The organism is Actinomyces sp. zg328 (assembly GCF_009829635.1).
Classification (GTDB): Bacteria; Actinomycetota; Actinomycetes; order Actinomycetales; family Actinomycetaceae; genus Actinomyces; species Actinomyces marmotae.
In genome coordinates this window covers 80749-97199 of the sequence record NZ_VWPE01000003.1, presented here as the reverse complement: position 1 = coordinate 97199, position 16451 = coordinate 80749, and the positions used below count along the sequence as shown (strand labels likewise).

General features: G+C 72.1%; 15 protein-coding genes and 4 tRNA genes. 14 read left to right on the top strand and 5 right to left on the bottom strand.

Translation table 11 applies throughout. The features are described from left to right. Nucleotides 1-210 precede the first annotated feature (210 nt). Nucleotides 211-1554 carry a hypothetical protein gene (locus GVV75_RS02880; RefSeq protein ID WP_159813382.1) on the top strand — a complete coding sequence of 448 codons (1344 nt, stop codon included), beginning with the start codon at nt 211-213 and terminating at the stop codon, nt 1552-1554. A 97-nt stretch (nt 1555-1651) separates the two neighbouring features. Here GVV75_RS02880 and GVV75_RS02875 read toward each other — a convergent pair whose 3' ends face one another. Then, nucleotides 1652-2947 carry a glycoside hydrolase family 3 N-terminal domain-containing protein gene (locus GVV75_RS02875; RefSeq protein ID WP_159813380.1) on the bottom strand — a complete coding sequence of 432 codons (1296 nt, stop codon included), beginning with the start codon at nt 2945-2947 and terminating at the stop codon, nt 1652-1654. Nucleotides 2948-3017: 70 nt separating this feature from the next. After that, nucleotides 3018-3407, bottom strand: coding sequence for a metallopeptidase family protein (locus GVV75_RS02870; RefSeq protein WP_159523730.1), 390 nt, complete (start codon nt 3405-3407; stop codon nt 3018-3020). A gap of 129 nt (nt 3408-3536) precedes the next feature. Here GVV75_RS02870 and GVV75_RS02865 point away from each other — a divergent pair. The 9 genes from GVV75_RS02865 (at nt 3537) to GVV75_RS02825 (ending at nt 11493) form a co-directional block, all read left to right on the top strand. Further along, nucleotides 3537-3609, top strand: a tRNA-Glu gene (locus tag GVV75_RS02865). A gap of 52 nt (nt 3610-3661) precedes the next feature. Continuing rightward, nucleotides 3662-3735: transfer RNA gene (locus GVV75_RS02860), tRNA-Asp, on the top strand. Nucleotides 3736-3783: 48 nt separating this feature from the next. Then, a tRNA-Phe gene (locus tag GVV75_RS02855) sits at nt 3784-3856 on the top strand. A gap of 176 nt (nt 3857-4032) precedes the next feature. Beyond that, nucleotides 4033-5304: a mechanosensitive ion channel domain-containing protein gene (locus GVV75_RS02850; protein WP_159813378.1), complete on the top strand. Its 1272-nt coding sequence runs from the start codon at nt 4033-4035 to the stop codon at nt 5302-5304. 148 nt (nt 5305-5452) lie between these two features. Further along, nucleotides 5453-5971 (top strand): peptide-methionine (R)-S-oxide reductase MsrB, encoded by a 519-nt coding sequence (msrB, locus tag GVV75_RS02845; RefSeq protein ID WP_236266046.1) that lies wholly within the window; start codon nt 5453-5455, stop codon nt 5969-5971. An 11-nt stretch (nt 5972-5982) separates the two neighbouring features. Further along, nucleotides 5983-6951: an endonuclease/exonuclease/phosphatase family protein gene (locus GVV75_RS02840; RefSeq protein WP_159717106.1), complete on the top strand. Its 969-nt coding sequence runs from the start codon at nt 5983-5985 to the stop codon at nt 6949-6951. Nucleotides 6952-6980: 29 nt separating this feature from the next. After that, entirely contained in the window at nt 6981-7937 is a 957-nt protein-coding gene (locus GVV75_RS02835; protein ID WP_159813376.1) for an AEC family transporter, read from the top strand. A 134-nt stretch (nt 7938-8071) separates the two neighbouring features. Beyond that, complete coding sequence (locus GVV75_RS02830) at nt 8072-8983, top strand: EamA family transporter (RefSeq protein WP_159523722.1); 912 nt, start codon at nt 8072-8074, stop codon at nt 8981-8983. Between the two features lie 947 nt (nt 8984-9930). Then, entirely contained in the window at nt 9931-11493 is a 1563-nt protein-coding gene (locus GVV75_RS02825) for a DEAD/DEAH box helicase (RefSeq protein ID WP_159813374.1), read from the top strand. 37 nt (nt 11494-11530) lie between these two features. Here the strand turns inward: GVV75_RS02825 and GVV75_RS02820 are convergent, their stop codons facing one another. Beyond that, a complete protein-coding gene (locus GVV75_RS02820) occupies nt 11531-12517 on the bottom strand; it encodes a CAP domain-containing protein (protein WP_159813372.1) in 987 nt (328 codons plus the stop codon). 244 nt (nt 12518-12761) lie between these two features. Here GVV75_RS02820 and GVV75_RS02815 point away from each other — a divergent pair, with 244 nt between their 5' ends. Genes GVV75_RS02815 through GVV75_RS02805 form a run of 3 tightly spaced genes read left to right on the top strand, consistent with a single transcriptional unit; the run spans nt 12762 to nt 13659 of the window. Beyond that, nucleotides 12762-13157: a hypothetical protein gene (locus GVV75_RS02815; RefSeq protein ID WP_159813370.1), complete on the top strand. Its 396-nt coding sequence runs from the start codon at nt 12762-12764 to the stop codon at nt 13155-13157. Beyond that, nucleotides 13157-13483, top strand: a complete 327-nt coding sequence (locus GVV75_RS10085) for a gamma-glutamyltransferase (protein WP_201288690.1) — start codon at nt 13157-13159, stop codon at nt 13481-13483. Before GVV75_RS02815 ends, GVV75_RS10085 begins: the two co-directional genes overlap by 1 nt. Further along, entirely contained in the window at nt 13480-13659 is a 180-nt protein-coding gene (locus GVV75_RS02805; RefSeq protein ID WP_201288695.1) for a helix-turn-helix domain-containing protein, read from the top strand. Before GVV75_RS10085 ends, GVV75_RS02805 begins: the two co-directional genes overlap by 4 nt. 773 nt (nt 13660-14432) lie before the next feature. On the opposite strand, the gene GVV75_RS02800 is transcribed toward GVV75_RS02805, so the two are convergent. Continuing rightward, nucleotides 14433-14506 (bottom strand) — tRNA-Lys (locus GVV75_RS02800). Nucleotides 14507-14615: 109 nt separating this feature from the next. On the opposite strand from GVV75_RS02800, the gene GVV75_RS02795 reads away from it, so the two are divergent. Beyond that, nucleotides 14616-15278 (top strand): hypothetical protein, encoded by a 663-nt coding sequence (locus GVV75_RS02795; RefSeq protein WP_159523714.1) that lies wholly within the window; start codon nt 14616-14618, stop codon nt 15276-15278. A gap of 156 nt (nt 15279-15434) precedes the next feature. Here the strand turns inward: GVV75_RS02795 and GVV75_RS02790 are convergent, their stop codons facing one another. Continuing rightward, nucleotides 15435-16448 (bottom strand): inorganic phosphate transporter, encoded by a 1014-nt coding sequence (locus tag GVV75_RS02790; protein ID WP_159523712.1) that lies wholly within the window; start codon nt 16446-16448, stop codon nt 15435-15437. Nucleotides 16449-16451: the final 3 nt, after the last annotated feature.

Genomic DNA, 16451 nt, shown 5'->3' with positions numbered 1-16451 from the left:
AAAATAGGAGCGAGACCGGTTCCAGGACCGGTCTCGCTCCTATTTTCGACCGGTCTCGCGAGAGGGGCGGGCGGGGCGGTCTCACGGCCTCTTGGCCTGGCCAGCGCGCTCATGGTTAGGATCGGGGCCGACCCGAGTCCGAGGCATGGCGGTGGTGCGCCCCGGCCCTCGGGTGATCACCCCCCGACCGCGTTCTCCTGGGAGGCTCCCGTGGATCCCCGACAGCTCGACGCCGAGGCCGACGCTCCGCACGAGGATCTGCCGGCCAGCGCGGCCAGCGGTGAGGAGGCCGGGACGGGCGATGTCGCCCCCCTGCCCCCGATGGATGACGCGGCCGCCTGGGCCGACACTCCCAGCCAGGCGCCCACGAGCTTCGCCGATCCCGTGCCGCGGGCCGCCTACCCGGGGTTCCCCGCTCCCTCCGCCCACAGCGCGCCGTCGGCCCACATGGTCCCGACGCCGTACCAGCAGGTCCTCCCTTACCAGCCCCAGCCCGCCGCCGAGCCCGCCCCCCTGCCTCAGGAGCAGTGGTCATCTCAGCGGGGGCTCCTCGTCGTCGTCATCATCCTGCTGCTCGTCATCGCCGCGGGTGGTGGCGTGTGGTACGGCACCACCCGCCACGGGGACGATGCCGCGGGTGCGAGCGCCGTGGCCGCCGACGGCGCTCCCCAGGGCTCACTGGCCCCGGCTCAGGGCTCCCAGCCTGCCTCCGTCGAGGGCTCGGTGACGATGGGCTCCACTATCGAGGCCTGCGGCACCGCCCCGAGTCTCACCCCGACCTCGGTGACCGAGTCGAACGGGGAGCTCCAGGTGTCGGTCAGGGCGGCCTCGTCCTGCGCCGACGGCGACTTCCTGGCCGGCAGCGTCGACCGCCTCTACGTCAAGGCGCCGTCGGGCCAGGGAGGGGCCGACGACGTGGTGGCCAATGGCCGCTTCGACTTCTCCGCCAATCCCTTCTTCATCCCCTCCAGCGGCAGGACGCTCACCCTGAGGTTCGGGGCGGGCCATTACTTCCGCTCAGCGGGGGATTTGAGCGCCTCGACCATCAGCGTCGGCGCCGAGCCCGATCGGAGCGCCGGCAGCAGCCTGCCCGCCCAGGGGGTGGGGAGCGGCGTCGTCTCCGCGCTCGCGCTCCCCGAGACCCATCCCGCCGACAACGCCCTTGAGGACGCGGCCGCCTCCAGCGCCCTACGGTGGCAGAAGACCCATGACAAGACGACGGTGACCTCCACCCTCAAGGGCAAGTGGACACCCCAGTTGTCCTCCAAGCGGGCGGGGCTCGTCGCCGAGGGCAAGACCTGGGACAGCCGCGCCACTCTTGAGGAGTTCCAGGCCACGCGCCGCGGCGTGCCCACCGCCGTTCTCATCAACAGCGACGAATGGCCGGTCTTCGATGCCGGCGGCGGCTGGTGGGTGACCCTGGCCGGCGTCGCCTACGACACCCCGGAGCAGGCCAACGCCTGGTGCGACGCGCAGGGCCTGGACCGGGACCACTGCTTCGCCAAGAAGATCGACACCACCGGCACTCCGGACGGCACCACCAAACTGCGCTGATGACCGCCTCAACGCGAGCGGAATGCCGGAAACGCTGATTCTGAGGACTGGGCGCGCCCATGTGCTCAGGGGGCGGCGAGCGGGGGCGGGGATCGCCTCACCTGTCAGCGGTGGCTCCTTTGACGCCCTTGAGCGCCAGGATCCGCCGAGCCGACTCATCGATCCGCGCCGCCAATGCCGGATCGGACCGCGCCGCTGAGACGAGCGCCGTCGCCATGGCGCCCGCCACCGAGGCATCGGCCGAGGCCAGGACGAGGTCACAGCCCGCCCTCACGGCTCTGACCGCGCGCTCGCCCACCCCCCAGTCCCGCACCTGGACGGCGGCCGAGACGTCGTCGGTGATGACGACGCCGGTGAAGCCCATCTCGGTGCGCAGCATGTCCGTGACGATCGTGGAGGAGAAGACGGCGGGCGCACCGGCGTCGATCCGTGAGTAGTAGGCGGAGGAGACCATGATGACCTCGGCTCCGCCCGCGATCGCGTCCCCGAAGACCTCGACGGCGGGGTCCCCGCCGCGCGTCGTCACCGAGTCGGTGACACCGGAGGCGGTGTCCGTGTTCTCCTTGACCCGGCCCAGCCCGGGGAAGTGCTTGAAGGTGGGGATGACGCCGGCGGCGCGCATCCCCTCGGCGAAGGCCCTGGCCTGGGAGCTTACCGTGGCGGCGTCGTGGCCGTACTCGCGGTGCCACTGGCCGATGGGGGCGTTGGAGGCGGGGCTGGCGATATCGACGAGGTCGGCGACCGGCGCCAGGTTCATCGTCACCCCGGCACTCGCGAGCTCCCGGCCCCAGGCCGTGGCGGAGGCGACCAGTTGCTCGCGCGGCTGCCTTGCCTGCTCGGAGCCCGATGGGATGGAGGAGAACCCGGGGCCGGACAGGACCTGAACGTTCCCGCCCTCCTGGTCGGTGGCCACGAGCATGGGGGTGCCGCGGGTGGAGGACTCGGTGAGCCCGGTGAGCGCTGAGACGGTCCGGCTGATCGCGGTTGCTGAAGCGGACGAGCGGCCGGACAGGAAGATATTGCCCGCATGGTGGGTGGTCACCGCGTCCTTGGCGGCCTGTGAAGGGGAGGCGGCGTCCACGCCCACCATGAGGAGCTGGCCGACCTTCTCTTCCAGGGACCAGCCCGCGAGCGGGTCATCGGGGGCCGCCGTCCCCGACGGCGCGGCGGTCGGGGTCGGGGTGGGTTCTGACGTCGTCTGGGCGGGGGAGGGGGTGCCTGACGGGCTCTGCTCGGGCGCTGCCGTTGTGGGGCCCGAGGGGCCCTTGCCGCAGGCGGCCAGGCCGGCTGTCCCGATCAGGGCGGCCAGGAGCATGGGGCGCCGGCCCACGCGCTTCCGACCGGTGGGGTGGGCGCTGGCCGCGGGGGCGGGGCGCGGGTCGAGGGGCGTCATGTCCAGCACCATAGAGGACGCCGCCGGGATGGACCGGTGGGCAGCGGCGAGCGGCAAAGCGCCGTGGGGCTCACTGCCAGCCGAGCTCGTGGAGGCGCTCGTCGGAGATGCCGAAATGGTGGGCGATCTCGTGGATGACGGTCACGGCGATCTCCTCGACCAGTTCTTCGCGGCTGTCGCACCAGCGCTCCAGAGGCCCGGAGAAGATGAGGATCCGGTCCGGCAGGGCCCCGGACCAGCCCTCGTCGCGCTCGGTCAGGGGGACGCCGTCGTAGTAGCCCAGGAGCGTGGGCAGGCCGTCGTCGTCGTAGTCCTCGTGCGTGAGGAGCTCAGCGTCGGGCTCGGCCTCGATGATGATGGCGGCGTTGTCGATCTGGTCGAGGAGGGCGTCGGGGATGAGGCCGAGTCCGGCGTCGACGGCGTCCTCGAACTCCTCGGCGGTCAGGTGGGCTGGTGCCATGGCGCCTATGGTGTCATGGCGGCATTTCGCCGTGGTGAGGTGACTCACGCCCAGCAGATTTGCGCGCTCTCATCGGCGCCGCCTAAGGTTCTTCCTGGTTCGAGGCGCGACGACGCCAAGGGCATCTAGGCCCCCATCGTCTAGCGGCCTAGGACCCCGCCCTTTCACGGCGGTAGCACGGGTTCGAATCCCGTTGGGGGTACGGCTTGTGCGAGTGGAAGAACTCGAATAGAGTCCGGCTTCGTGCCATACGAGGCCTCGTGGCGCAGTTGGTTAGCGCGCCGCCCTGTCACGGCGGAGGTCGCGGGTTCAAGTCCCGTCGAGGTCGCGGAAGGGTCGGCCCGATCAGATGATGATCGGGCCGATCGCATCCCCTGGCTCTGTAGCTCAGTTGGTAGAGCGTTCGACTGAAAATCGAAAGGTCACCGGATCGACGCCGGTCGGAGCCACTGCGACAGCCCCTGGAACCCACAAGGTTCCAGGGGCTTCGCGCATTTCTATGCCTTCGCGAGCCCGTGTCACGGGCGATGGCGGCGGTCGGCGCGAAGCCAGAGAGGGCCCATCGGCCATCCTCCATCGACCCTCGCATGGGGCGGCCCCCGAGCCTCCTCAGTACGCTGTGCTTATGACGACGCCGCCGGTTCCCTCCCTGACCCCTATCCCCAGTCCGTCGGCCACCCCGATCCCCTCGACCACGCCCGACCTCTCGGCCACGCCCACCCCGAGCGCCACCGCCACGCCCGGGAGCGTCGAGGTCGCCGTCGAGGCCACCTTCGATGTGGCGGCCCTCGCCGGGGCTGTCCTGCTGTTCGCGCTGGTGGGCGCGATCATCGCCATCGCCATCGTCTTCGGCCTGCGCGTCGTGGCGCGGCGCCGCGGCTACTACGCGCATTTCGTCGAGCACTGCCGCACGCCGCTGGTCATCCTGGGCAGCGCCCTGGGCGGCTACTTCGGCTGCCAGTTCGCCGCTGAGGACGGTGATGCGCCCGCGTGGACCAACGCCGCCCTCCACTTCCTGCTCATCGGCGTCATCGCGGCGTCGACCCTCCTCGTCGTCTCCCTGACCAAGGCCGTCGAGGCGCTCGTCGTCGAGGGGGTGCGCGCCCGCGGGGAGCCCGGGCGCGCCAACCGGGTGACGACCCAGGCCCAGATCCTGCGGCGCGTCGCCAAGGCCATCATCATCATCTGCGGGCTGGTCGGCGTCATCATGACCTTCCCCGCCGCCCGGGTCGCCATGGGATCCCTCCTGGCCTCCGCGGGCATCCTCTCGGTGGTCATGGGCCTCGCCGCCCAGTCGGCCCTGGGCAATGTCTTCGCCGGCATCCAACTGGCCAGCACCGACGCCATGAGGGTGGGGGACACCGTCGTCGTCCAGAAGGATCAGCAGGGCGTCATCGAGGAGATCACGCTGACCTACGTGGTCATGCGGACCTGGGACGACCGCCGCCTCATCCTCCCCTCCACGCACTTCACCCAGAACCCCTTCGAGAACTGGTCGCGCCGCTCTGCGCAGTACACCGGCACGGTGGACCTCGCTCTCGACTGGCGCGCGCCCATCGAGGCGATCCGGGCCCGGCTCGCGCATGTCGTCGCCGGGACGCCGCTGTGGGACGGGCGCCTGGCCTCCCTTTCCGTCCTCGACACCTCCACCGCGACGGTCATGCTGCGCATCGCAGTCTCCGGGCGCAACCCCGTCGATGTCTCCAGCCTGCGCGCCCATGTGCGCGAGGAGATCCTCGTCTGGTTGCAGCGCGAGGCCCCCGAGGCCCTGCCGCGCACCCGGATCCGCATCGAGACGGCCCAGGGTGTGTCCGCCGTCGCCCAGATGGAGGGGTCCGTCGCCGGGGCCCCGGCCCGGGACGACGGCGGGCCGGATCCTTCGGAGCCGACGGCCTGAGCGGATGGCGCGGTTCCCGGATCGTGAAAACAGCCCCTTCGGGCTCGCGCGATCGGCTCGGGCGGGCAACCATTGGCCCGTGAGCACCACGAGCAACCCGACCACGCCAGCACCGGACCGCACCCCCGCCGAGGAGACCGAAACCGACATCCCCCGCCTGGACCCGGCGGCCATCGCCCGCACTGACGCCCAGTGGCGAGCCCTCCTGGACCCCATGGAGTACCACGTGCTGCGCGAGGCCGGCACCGAGCGGGCCTTCACCGGCGCCCTCCTGGATGAGAAGCGCGTCGGCATCTACCGGTGCCGCGGCTGCGGGGCGGAGCTCTTCCGCTCGACCACCAAGTTCGAGTCCGGATGCGGCTGGCCCTCCTTCTACGACCCCGCCGACTCCCAGGCGGTCACCCTCCTGCGCGACACCTCCCACGGCATGGTTCGCACCGAGGTGCGCTGCGCCGCCTGCGACTCCCATCTCGGCCACGTCTTCGACGACGCCCCCCACACGCCCACCGGCCAGCGCTACTGCATGAACTCCGTGAGCCTGACCTTCGAGGCCGACGATGCCGCCCCCGACGGCGGCGAGTCCGAGGCCGCGGACGGCGGCGATTCTGAGGCCGCGGACCGGGGCGCAGGACGGCTCCACTGGCTTCGGCGCCTCGGGCGGGCGTAGAGTCAGCCCCCGTGATCCGGGTGCTCAGCCTCAACCTCCAGCACTGCCTGCCTGGCGCCGGGGCCGAGCACGACAGCGGCACCGCCTCCCTGGCGGGCGCCGATATCACCAGCCCCGCCGCCGCGCGGACCGTGCTGGAGGCGCTCGCCGCCCAGATCGCCGCGCTCGCCCCCGACGTCGTCGCCCTCCAAGAGGTCGACATGCGCCAGAAGCGCTCCGGCGGTCTCGACCAGGCCGGAGAGCTCGCCCACCTGCTCGGCTGGGAGCACCACCGCTTCGCCGCGGCCTGGGCCGGGCCCGTGGTCGGCATGCGCCGCCGCCCCCTGCGCTCGCCCCTGGAGCGCGCCTGGGACGACGTCCTCGCCCCCGTCCATCTGATCAAGGGCCGCGGGCCCGCTGGATTCGGCAACGCGATCCTGTCCCGCCTGCCCGTGCGCTCCTGGCACGTGCGCCGCCTCGGCAGGGGCCCAGCCACCCTCAGCCGGCGGGGTGAGCGGGCCTGGAGCCCCCGCTCCTACCACCTCGAGACCTCCACCGCCCGCACCATGCTCGCCGCCCGGATCGATGTCCCCGGGCATGGCGGGGTCGACTCGATCACCCTGGCCTCCACGCATCTGGCCACGCGTACCGGCATGGCCGCCCGGCAGCTCGCCGCCGCCTGGGCGGCCCTGACCACCCTGCCCGGGCCGCGACTGCTGGCCGGAGACCTCAACATGGGGCCGGGCGGCGTCGCCGCCACCGGGGTGGCCCGCCCCCTGGGAGACGGGCCGACCTTCCCCGCCTGGGCTCCGCGCGAGCGCATCGACCACCTCCTCACCGATCCTTGGCCCATGGGCGCCGACGGGATGCCAGCCCTAGGCGCGCGGGCATCCTCGGAGGCCCCGGGCGCGCCGCTCCTGCGCGCGGTCGCCTGGGGGACCCGCGCCTTCGTCGTCTCCGACCATGTGGGCGCCTGGGCCGACCTCGAGCCGGTCCCGTGAGCGCGCCTCGCTGAGACCGTGATGAGACGATGCTGCGGATCATCAGCGGGCTGACGGTCTTCGCCGTCGTCATCACGATCGGGTGGGCCCTCGGGCGCGCCGGCGCGCTCCCACCCCGATCCGATCGCGTTCTCACTCGCCTGGCCTTCTTCGTCGCCACCCCCGCCCTCATGCTGACGACGCTGGCGGGCGCCGACCTGGGCGCCGTCGTCTCGCCCGGGGCGCTGGCAGCGATCATCGCCGAGCTGGCGACGATCGCCAGCGCCTGGGCAGCGCACCGGTGGCTGCTGGGGTGCGACACCGCCGACGCCCTCATCGGGGCGCTGGCCTCGGGCTACGTCAACGCAGCGAACCTGGGGATACCGGTGGCGCTCCTCGTCGTCGGTGACGTGACACCGATCGCCCCGATCCTGCTGCTCCAGCTCGTCGTCCTGACCCCGGGCTCCTTCGCGATCCTCGACGTCATCACCGGCAGGCCGGGGCAGACCGCCCTGCGGCGCGCCACCGCGCCACTGCGCAACCCGCTGCTCATCGGCGTGGCGACGGGGACCGCCCTCAACCTAGCCGGCTGGGACCTGGCCGAGATCGCCGGAGGGAGCCTCGCCGAGGTCCTGGGCATGCTGGGCCGCATGGCGGTCCCCCTCATGATGCTCTCCCTGGGGCTGAGCCTGGCCGACTCGCAGCGCGAGCGCCGGATGGGGCCTCTCGGGAGGGCGCCCGGTCCCGCCGCCCCGGCGCTGTGGTGCGCGGTGGGCTGGAAGTTGATCGTCGCGCCGCTCCTCGCTCTCGCCGTCGGCGGCCTCATGGGGCTGCGGGGCCAGGCACTGCTCGTGCCGGTGACCACCGCATGCCTGCCCACCGCGCAGAACGTCTTCCTGTACGCCTCGCGCTACGAGCGCTCCACGGAGCTGGCCCGCGACGCGGTCCTCCTGACCACGGCCGGATTCGCGCCGGTCATCCTCCTCGCGGCGGCCGCCCTGGGCTGAGGGCCCGGGAGCGCCGACCGCATGGGCCAGTCCCCGGTGCCCCAGCGCGCGACAAGGTCCCCGGTATCCGCGCCTGCGTCGCCCAGGCCAGGCCCCGGTGCCCCAGCGCGCGAACGCGCGCGACAATGAGCCCCATGCTCTCCTCCTCAATCCGCCAGCGCGGCCTCCGGCCCAGGAGGATCGGCGCCGCGCTGACCGTCGTTCCCGCGCCGGGGATCTTCATCGCCACGGCCTTGTCGACCTACATGGGGGCCGGCTTCGCGGTGAGCCTGTTCTCCGTCATGCCGCCAGCAACGGTCGCCTGGTGGCGCATCACCATCGGCGCCCTCGTGCTGCTCGCCTGGCGACGGCCGTGGGGAGGCGGGCTGAGGGCGCGCGGGCGCGCCTGGACCCGCCGGGCGCTGGGGGCCGCCGCGGCCTTCGGCGTGGCCACGGCCACCATGAACGTCCTCTTCTACGCCTCGATCTCCTACCTGCCCATGGGCACCGCCGTCGCCCTGGAGTTCCTGGGGCCGGTGATGGTCGCCGTCCTCACCGGCAGGGGATGGCGGACGAGGATCGCCGCGGCGCTCGCGATGGCCGGTGTGGCCGCGATCTCCGGGGTGGGCCTGGACATCTCCAATCCCGCGCATCGGACGGGCATGCTGCTGGCGCTGGCGGCAGGGCTCGCCTGGGCCGGCTACATCCTCCTGGGGCGCGAGGTCGCCACCGGCGGAATGGGCCTTGACGCGCTCGCGGTGGGCACGGCGGCGGGCGCGCTGTTCTACACCCCGTTGGCGGCGACGACGGCGTCCGGGGCCCTCAGCTCGACGGGGACGGCGGCGGCCGTGCTCGGGGTCGCGGTGCTCTCGACGGTCGTCCCCTACGCCCTCGACCAGGTCAACCTCGGGCGCTTGAGCACGGACACCTTCAGCCTCCTGACCTCCCTCATGCCGGCGACCTCCATGGTGGTGGGGATCGTCATGCTGCGCCAGACGCCCAATGCCGGCGAGCTCGTCGGACTCATCCTGGTGAGCCTCGCCGTCGCCCTCGCCGGCCGGTCATGAGGCGGTTGCCAGCGGGTCCGGCCCATGGGGTGCCCCTATGTGGTGTGCCAAGTGGCGGTGGGTAGTGGTGTGGCTGGTTGTGGGTCGTGGAGGGAGCCGTTTCGGATCATGCGCGCGGGGTGATGATGTGGCGGTGGGCCAGATGTGGCGCCGCTGGCCCCCCCCGGGGTGCCGGGTTCGCGGCCTGGGCCCGGGGATACCGTCTGCCCCCGGGGATACCGTCTCGGCCCGGTGTTGCGGTCTTGGTCTCCAGATACCGTCTGGGCCCGGGGATACCGTCTCGGCCCGGCGTTGCGCCCTCGTTCTCGCAGTTTGAGGCGGTTTCTGCGGGGTGAGGCGGTATCCCGGGGGCGGCTCGTGCTCGCTCGTGCTGGCCCGTGCTCGCTCGTGGGCCGGGGGCTGCGCGTGCCGCGGTGGCTGGCTTGGGGTTGCGGTCTTTGGGTCCCAGTGGTCGGGCTTGCCGGCCTTGATGCTGATGAGCGCTCCGATGCCGATGAGCAGGCCGATGTCGTGACCCCCCCATGGTGGATGGTTCCTGACTTCGCAGGGTGAATCAGTCTTTCGGTGACCGGTCCCGTTCCCGGGGGCGCGTCAGGCCTGAAAAATGGGTCGCTTCCCTGATCGGCGGTCACCAGCGCGTCGCGCGACGAGGGGTGGCTCTGGCCCTGGGGATCACTCGATGGGCAGGGGGGTGAGCCATCATGCCGACCACCGCTGGCCCAGCCACCAGCGCTCCTTCGGCCAGCAACCACCAACAAGGTAACGGGCGAGCGCGCCACCGCCCTTCATCGCCCTTCCCGCGCCCCGGGCGATGGGCGTCACACGCCTCCACCGCCGCCGAGCGGCGCGGGTCATGGCGCTGCAGGCGCGGTCCTGAGAGGATGACGGTCGGCCCGGCGCCATGCCGCGGTCAGGCTGGCGCCCCGGCTCCGGCTCACCCAGGCCCCATGCGGGCGGGAGACGCCGTCGAGCCCCGATACCGGCACCCCGCAGCGCTGCGCCCGCCCACCGGCGGCGCCGCCCCGATCCAGACAGGACCCCTCGTGCCCGCCACCCGCAAGCGCCCCAGCGCGCCCGCCACATCCTCCACCGCATCCGGCCCCGCCGCCCAGGCGCCCGCCCCCACCTTCGCCGGGCTCGGCGTCGACCCCGACCTCGTCGCCGATCTCGCCGCGCGCGGCTTCACCGCCCCCTTCCCCATCCAGTCCGCGACCCTCCCCGACACCCTCGCCGGGCGCGACGTCCTCGGCCGGGGCCGCACCGGCAGCGGCAAGACCCTCGCCTTCTCGCTGCCCCTCGTGCAGCGCCTCGCCGACGAGGACTGCGCCCGCGCCGGCCATCCCATCGGCCTCGTCCTGGCCCCCACCCGTGAGCTCGCCCTCCAGATCGCCGAGACCATCAAGCCACTGGCGGCGGCACTCGACTTGACCGTCACCACGATCTTCGGCGGCGTCAACCAGAACCCGCAGGTCAAGGCCCTTCGCGCAGGAGTGGACATCGTCGTGGCCTGTCCCGGGCGGCTGCTCGACCTCATAGCCCAGGGCCACTGCTCCTTGGATGAGGTCAGCATCACCATCATCGACGAGGCCGACCACATGGCCGATCTCGGCTTCCTGCCCAGTGTGCGCCGCATCCTGCGCGCCACTCCCGCCGGCGGCCAGCGGATGCTCTTCTCCGCCACCCTCGACAACGGCGTTGACGCCATCGTCCGCGAGTTCCTCCACAACCCCCTCCAGCACGCCGTCGACCCCGCCTCCTCCCCGGTCACGGACATGGAACACCGGGTGTGGCTCCTGGCGGACAAGACCGCCAAGGACGGCGTCGTCATCCGCCTCGCCTCCGGCACCGGCCAGCGGATCCTCTTCACCCGCACCAAGCACCTCGCCCGCCGCCTGGCCCGCAAGCTCGTGACCGCCGGCATCCCCGCCGTCGAGTTGCAGGGGAACATGAGCCAGGGCGCCCGCGAGCGGGCCATGGGGGCCTTCACCTCGGGGGCCGTGCGCGTCATGGTCGCCACGGACATCGCCGCCCGCGGCATCGACGTCAGCGGCGTCGAGCTCGTCGTCCACGTCGATCCGCCCGCCGAGCACAAGGCCTACCTGCACCGCTCTGGCCGCACCGCCCGCGCGGGCGCCTCGGGCACCGTGGTCACCCTCGTCCTGCCCGAGCAGCGCAAGGATGTCCAGGTGCTCCTCAAGAAGGCCCGCATCAAGGCCGAGATGGAGCGCGTGCGCCCCGATGACGGCGCCGTCACCGCGCTCGTGGGCGAGCAGGCCGAGCTCGTGGCCGCCGAGGACATGCCCGACGGCGTCGCCATCAAGGGAGGCCGACCCACCGGCGCCGGGGCTCAGGCACCGGCCCGAGGCGCGCACGGCCGCAGGGCGGGGGAGGCCTCCCGCGCTGGGTCCCGCCACGGGGCGCGTCACGGTGGGCGCCGCACCGGGGCCGGGCAGAAGCCGCCGCAAGGGCAGAAGCGCTCCTCGCGCCGGGGCCGCCGCTCAGGGCGCTGACCCCGCCGCGACTCCCCACCCTGGCCGCCCTCGACTCCTACTTGCCTCTGAAGACGGCGCGCAGTCCGCGGAGCAGCGAGTCCGGGGAGGACCCCGAGGACGAGAGGTCCCACGGCTTGGTGACTGCTGGCCTGAGCCTGTTCGTCGCCGTCGTCGGATCGGCGGGGGTCGGCGCGGCCGACGCCGACGCGCTGGCCAGCTCCGAAGCGGCGGGCGCCGAGGCCTGGTAGCCCGCGGGGACGGAGGAGGCCGAGCCGCCACCGTTGGCCAGGGTGACGTCGTAGATCCCGGACCAGCCCACCGACTCGGCCGGCGCTGAATGGGCCCACAGCCCCTCACCGGTGAAGTACCCGGCTGAGGCGGCGAAACCGATGCTCGTGATTGTCGGGTTGAGCAGGGTGTGCAGGTGCCCGGTCTCGTGGTTCCAGGCGCCGCCAGCAGCGACCAGCTTGTCGTACTCGCTCGCCCAAATACCGATCCCGGTTGAGATCGTCGCCGATTGATCGGTCGTCGCCGCCAGGATCTCGAAGGTCCCGTTGGTCACGTCCCCGATGTGGGCCGTGCTGTAGGACTCGCCGTTGGGGCGGCTGTGCTCGATCCTCCCCATCTCCAGGCACTCCACGAGGCGCTGCACGGAGACGCGCTCCATGTCCTGGTCCCACACCAGGGCGTCCGCGTAGGCCTCAGCGCTCGCGTAGCCCTGCTCCTGGGCGTAGCTCTGGACGGTACCGCCGGTCGAGCCATCCACGCTCAGCAGTGGTGGATTCTTGGCCCACATATCCAGGCGCAGCTGGCGCACAGCCGCCAGGGCCTCGGCGCGGACGGACGGCTGGTCCAGGACCACGGTGCGTGTTCCCACACTGCCTGAGCCCAAGTGCACGCCGGTGTCCAGTCGGCTGGACGCGGCGGCGCTCGGGGCGATGACGGCGGTGCCGCCGATGAGCGCTGCGCCACCGGCGACAACCAGGCCGCCGATCTTGAGAGCGTCGCGTCGTGAGGTAGAGAGCGTGAAGGTGGTCGTCACAGGATTCTCCTTGCATCGGGATCGCGGTGCGCCGGCCACCCTAGTTGGCCTGCTCGTTTTCCTCACGGGATCGTGAGCGAGGTCGCGCGGTGTCCGCTCTCCGCAAACCCGCGGGTGGTGGTGGCCATGCCCAGCCCCGTGATGGCGGGGTCAGCGGGTCTGGGCCACCTCGGCCCCCACGCCCACCTGCGGCGCGCCGCGCGCTCCCACCGGAACGGGCGCGGCCATCACCAGTACCACTGGCGTGACTAGCGCTACCAGCGCCGCTACCGTCACTAGTCACGCCAATGGGGCCACAAGGCCGACGACGGCCCCCCGCATCGCCCACCACCCCAAGTTATGTGGTAGCAACATTGCTACGGCCATCCACTGCAAAAAGAGCGCCGACAAGCACCGCATCCCGCACCCGGACATCGAGCACGCTATCTTCCACCCGATCAACAAGCACCAGATCGAGGGACGCCGAGGGGACGTCACCTACGTCTTCGTCGGCAAGCGCCACGAACTCTCACGCAGCATCCTGGAAGTCATGGTCGCGCTCAGGCTGTCCGGGCACCTGGAGATTTCCCACGCCATGGAGGTCACCGACAAGTGGCGCTGGCTGCTGTACACGCCCGGCCGCACCGATTGGGAGGAATAATGACCCACACCACCAGCAACGGGCCTCTGCCCGACGCCACCACCAACGACAAGTTGGACGCCCTGGCCAACGCCGGCGCGCTGCGCCCCATCGGCCAGCCGCTCGGCGGAGGCGACATCGCCGACGAGGACGAGCTCCGAGCGATCATGGGCGGGCGCCCCAACCTCGGCTCCCCGCGCGCCACCGGCGCTGGCGCCTCCGCCCGCCGCCAGGTCCGCCTGCCCGAGTCCCTCAACACCGCCCTCGACGACTATGCCGCCGCCCACAACACCACCCCCAGCGCCGTCATCCGCGATGCCCTCGAGGCCTACCTCGCCAGCGCCTGACCACCCGCACGCGCGCCGGGCTGACCCAGGCCGAGCACGCCGACCGCATGGGCTCCACCCAGTCCGTCATCTCCGCCGTCGAGAACGGCGGCCAAGTCCTCTCGGTCTCGACGCTGTGGCGCATCGCCCACGCGCTCAACCTCGACCTGACCATCGACATGGCCGCCGCGAGCTGACCAATGAACTCAGAGGCTCTCCCGAAGACGCTCATGCCGCTGTTGCGCGTGACGATCATGGTCGCTTTACGTTAAGCCGTAACTCCCCGTCGTCCTCCGGGACTGGCGGGGTTTAACTATCTCCGGGACAGCCCGTCTCCCTCAGGATGACGGCAGCCGCATCGCGTCATGGACACGGCGCCGCGCTGGGGCCCATAATGGTGGGGACCCACCCGGGTGCGACCGGATGGGTCCCCGAGGCCGAATGGCTCAGTTGAACCAACGGCCGAGGGCATCCACAAGGACACCGACGGCCCGGACCAGGTGAGCGATTGTGTTAACTGTGTCGCTCACCTGCCGGGCCGTTACCTTGTCCTTGCGGGGTTTGACGTGCCTGCCTCGCGGCTTGGCCACGGCCCTCACCTCCTCCCTGGCTCCCCTCCTTCCCCGGCAAGGACACTGAGGTGTTCCGGGAGGAGGCGCCGGAGAAGGCCCGACCATCGTATGCGACGGCGCCGACGAGATGGCGGGCCCGTGGCCACGGGCGGGGCGGACGGCCTCAGCGCGGGGGCGGCGACCCTTCATGCTGGTCAGCCCCTCTTCTCGCGCGTGGGCGGTGATCGTACGGTGATCGCGCGCCCCTCGGGGCCGGTCAGAGCGGTTGGCGTGCTCCACGGCGCGTCCGAGGGCCCGGCTCAGGCGGTCGGCGATGCGCGGGGGCCCGGTGGGGGAGGGGGGGCAGAGGCTCGCGGTCGTGGCCGGGCGGGGCGCGCGCGCCGGGGGCGCGGCGGCGGTACCCCCTGTGGGGCTCGAACCCACGACCTTCGGATTAAAAGTCCGCAGCTCTGACCAACTGAGCTAAGGGGGCGCGGCGCCGGGAATAGGCACCACGCGCAGCATAACCGGACCTGGGGCGCGGGACACGCCATGGCGGGCGTGGGAGACAATGGGCGCGTCCCGCATCGAAGGAGAACGCCATGGCACGCCAGTTCCACCGCCCCGCCCGGCTCGACCCCGAGGTCGCCGAATCCATCGAGGGCGGCGCGGACACCGCCGTCACCTCCGAGCTCGCCCATCGCGCCGCGCAGGCGCTCGTCGGCGGCTTCCCCACCGCCCCGGACGACCCCATCACCCGGGAGGCGGTCATCGCCGTCGTCGCCGGGCAGGGGGTCGATGACGTCGCCGAGCTCTGGGCCGACTCACCGGCCACCACCCTGCCAGGGGCCCTGTGGCGCCTCTTCCTCGTGCGCGAGTGGATCCGCCGCGACGCCGCGCTCGTCGAGCGCCGCTACGCCACCGTCGTCGACCTCACCGGCGCTGATGATGACGGCGCACTCGCGGCGCGCCTCGACGCCGCCCTCGCCGAGGGACGTCCGGTCATCTCACCCGAGGCGCTGCGCGCGCGCCTCGACGCCGCCCTCTCCGGCGCGCTGGAGGGCTCCGTTCCCGCGCTCGCCCCACTGCTCTCCACCACCTCCGGATTCCTCACGGCGCTCGCCTGGGGCTCGGTCCCCGAGTGGATCGATGACGACGCCGACCCCCTCGCCGACCGCGTCACCCGCCGGGACTCCGCGCTCCTGGCCACCGCCGACGAGCTCTCCGATGCCGCCGTGAAGGCCCGGGCCGGCCTCCTGGACTGACTCGGCGCGAGGCCAGGGGCACGCGGCGCCGGCGCAGCAGAGCGGGGCAGCGGAGCGGGGAAAGCGATGCGGGCCCGGCCCGCGGGAGAACCGCGGGCCGGGCCCGACGCCATGCCGGTGGCGCTGCCCCGTGAAGGCCACGGGGCGGCGCCGCTCTCAGAGGAGGACCGCCCGGAGAAGGAGGGCGACGGCGGCCGCGATGGCCGCCGCCGCGGGTAGGGTCATCACCCAGGCCACGACGATGTCCCCCGCCACGCCCCAGCGCACGGCGCTCAGGCGCTTCGTGGCGCCCACGCCCATGATGGAGGTGGTGATTGTGTGCGTCGTCGAGACCGGCGCGCCGAACCCCATGGCGGCCACGTAGAGGAAGCCCGCGGCGACGCTCTCCGCGACGAAGCCGTGAGCGGGATCGAGGTCGATGACCTTGGACCCGAGGGTCGCCATGATGCGGGTGCCGCCGAAGTAGGTGCCGATGGAGATCGTCAGCGCCGCTGTGATCTTCACCCAGGTGGGGACACCGTGGTCGAAGGAATGGAATCCGCCGGCTGTCAGGGCGATAAGCATGACGCCCATCGTCTTCTGGGCGTCCTGGAGGCCGTGGCCCAGGGCCATGGCCGCGGCCGAGGCCGTCTGGGCCCAGCGGAAGCGCCTCATCGTGCGGTGGTAGGGCAGGGCCGCGCACAGCCGAAGCACGATGATCATGGCGACGTAAGCCACGATGAACCCGCCCAGGGGCGAGACGACCATCGGGACGATGACCTTGTCCACGATCGACGACCAGTGGACCAACAAGCCGCAGGCGATGCCTCCGCCGGCCAGGCCCCCGATCAGCGCGTGGGAGGATGAGGAGGGAAGCCCGAACCACCAGGTGATGAGGTTCCAGGCGATCGCGGCGAACAGCGCGGCGAAGACGACGATGAGGGCGATCGTGTTCCCCTCGGCCGTCTCGTAGTTGATCGACACGATGTCCGAGCCGATCGTGTGGGCCACCGAGGTGCCCAGCAGGGCCCCGATGATGTTCATGACGGCGGCCATGACCAGGGCCGTGCGCATGGACAGCGCGCGCGTGGAGACCGACGTGGCGATGGCGTTCGCGGCGTCGTGGAAGCCGTTGGTGAAGTTGAAGATGAGCGCGACGACGAGGATCGCGATGACCAGTGCTGTCATCATGGC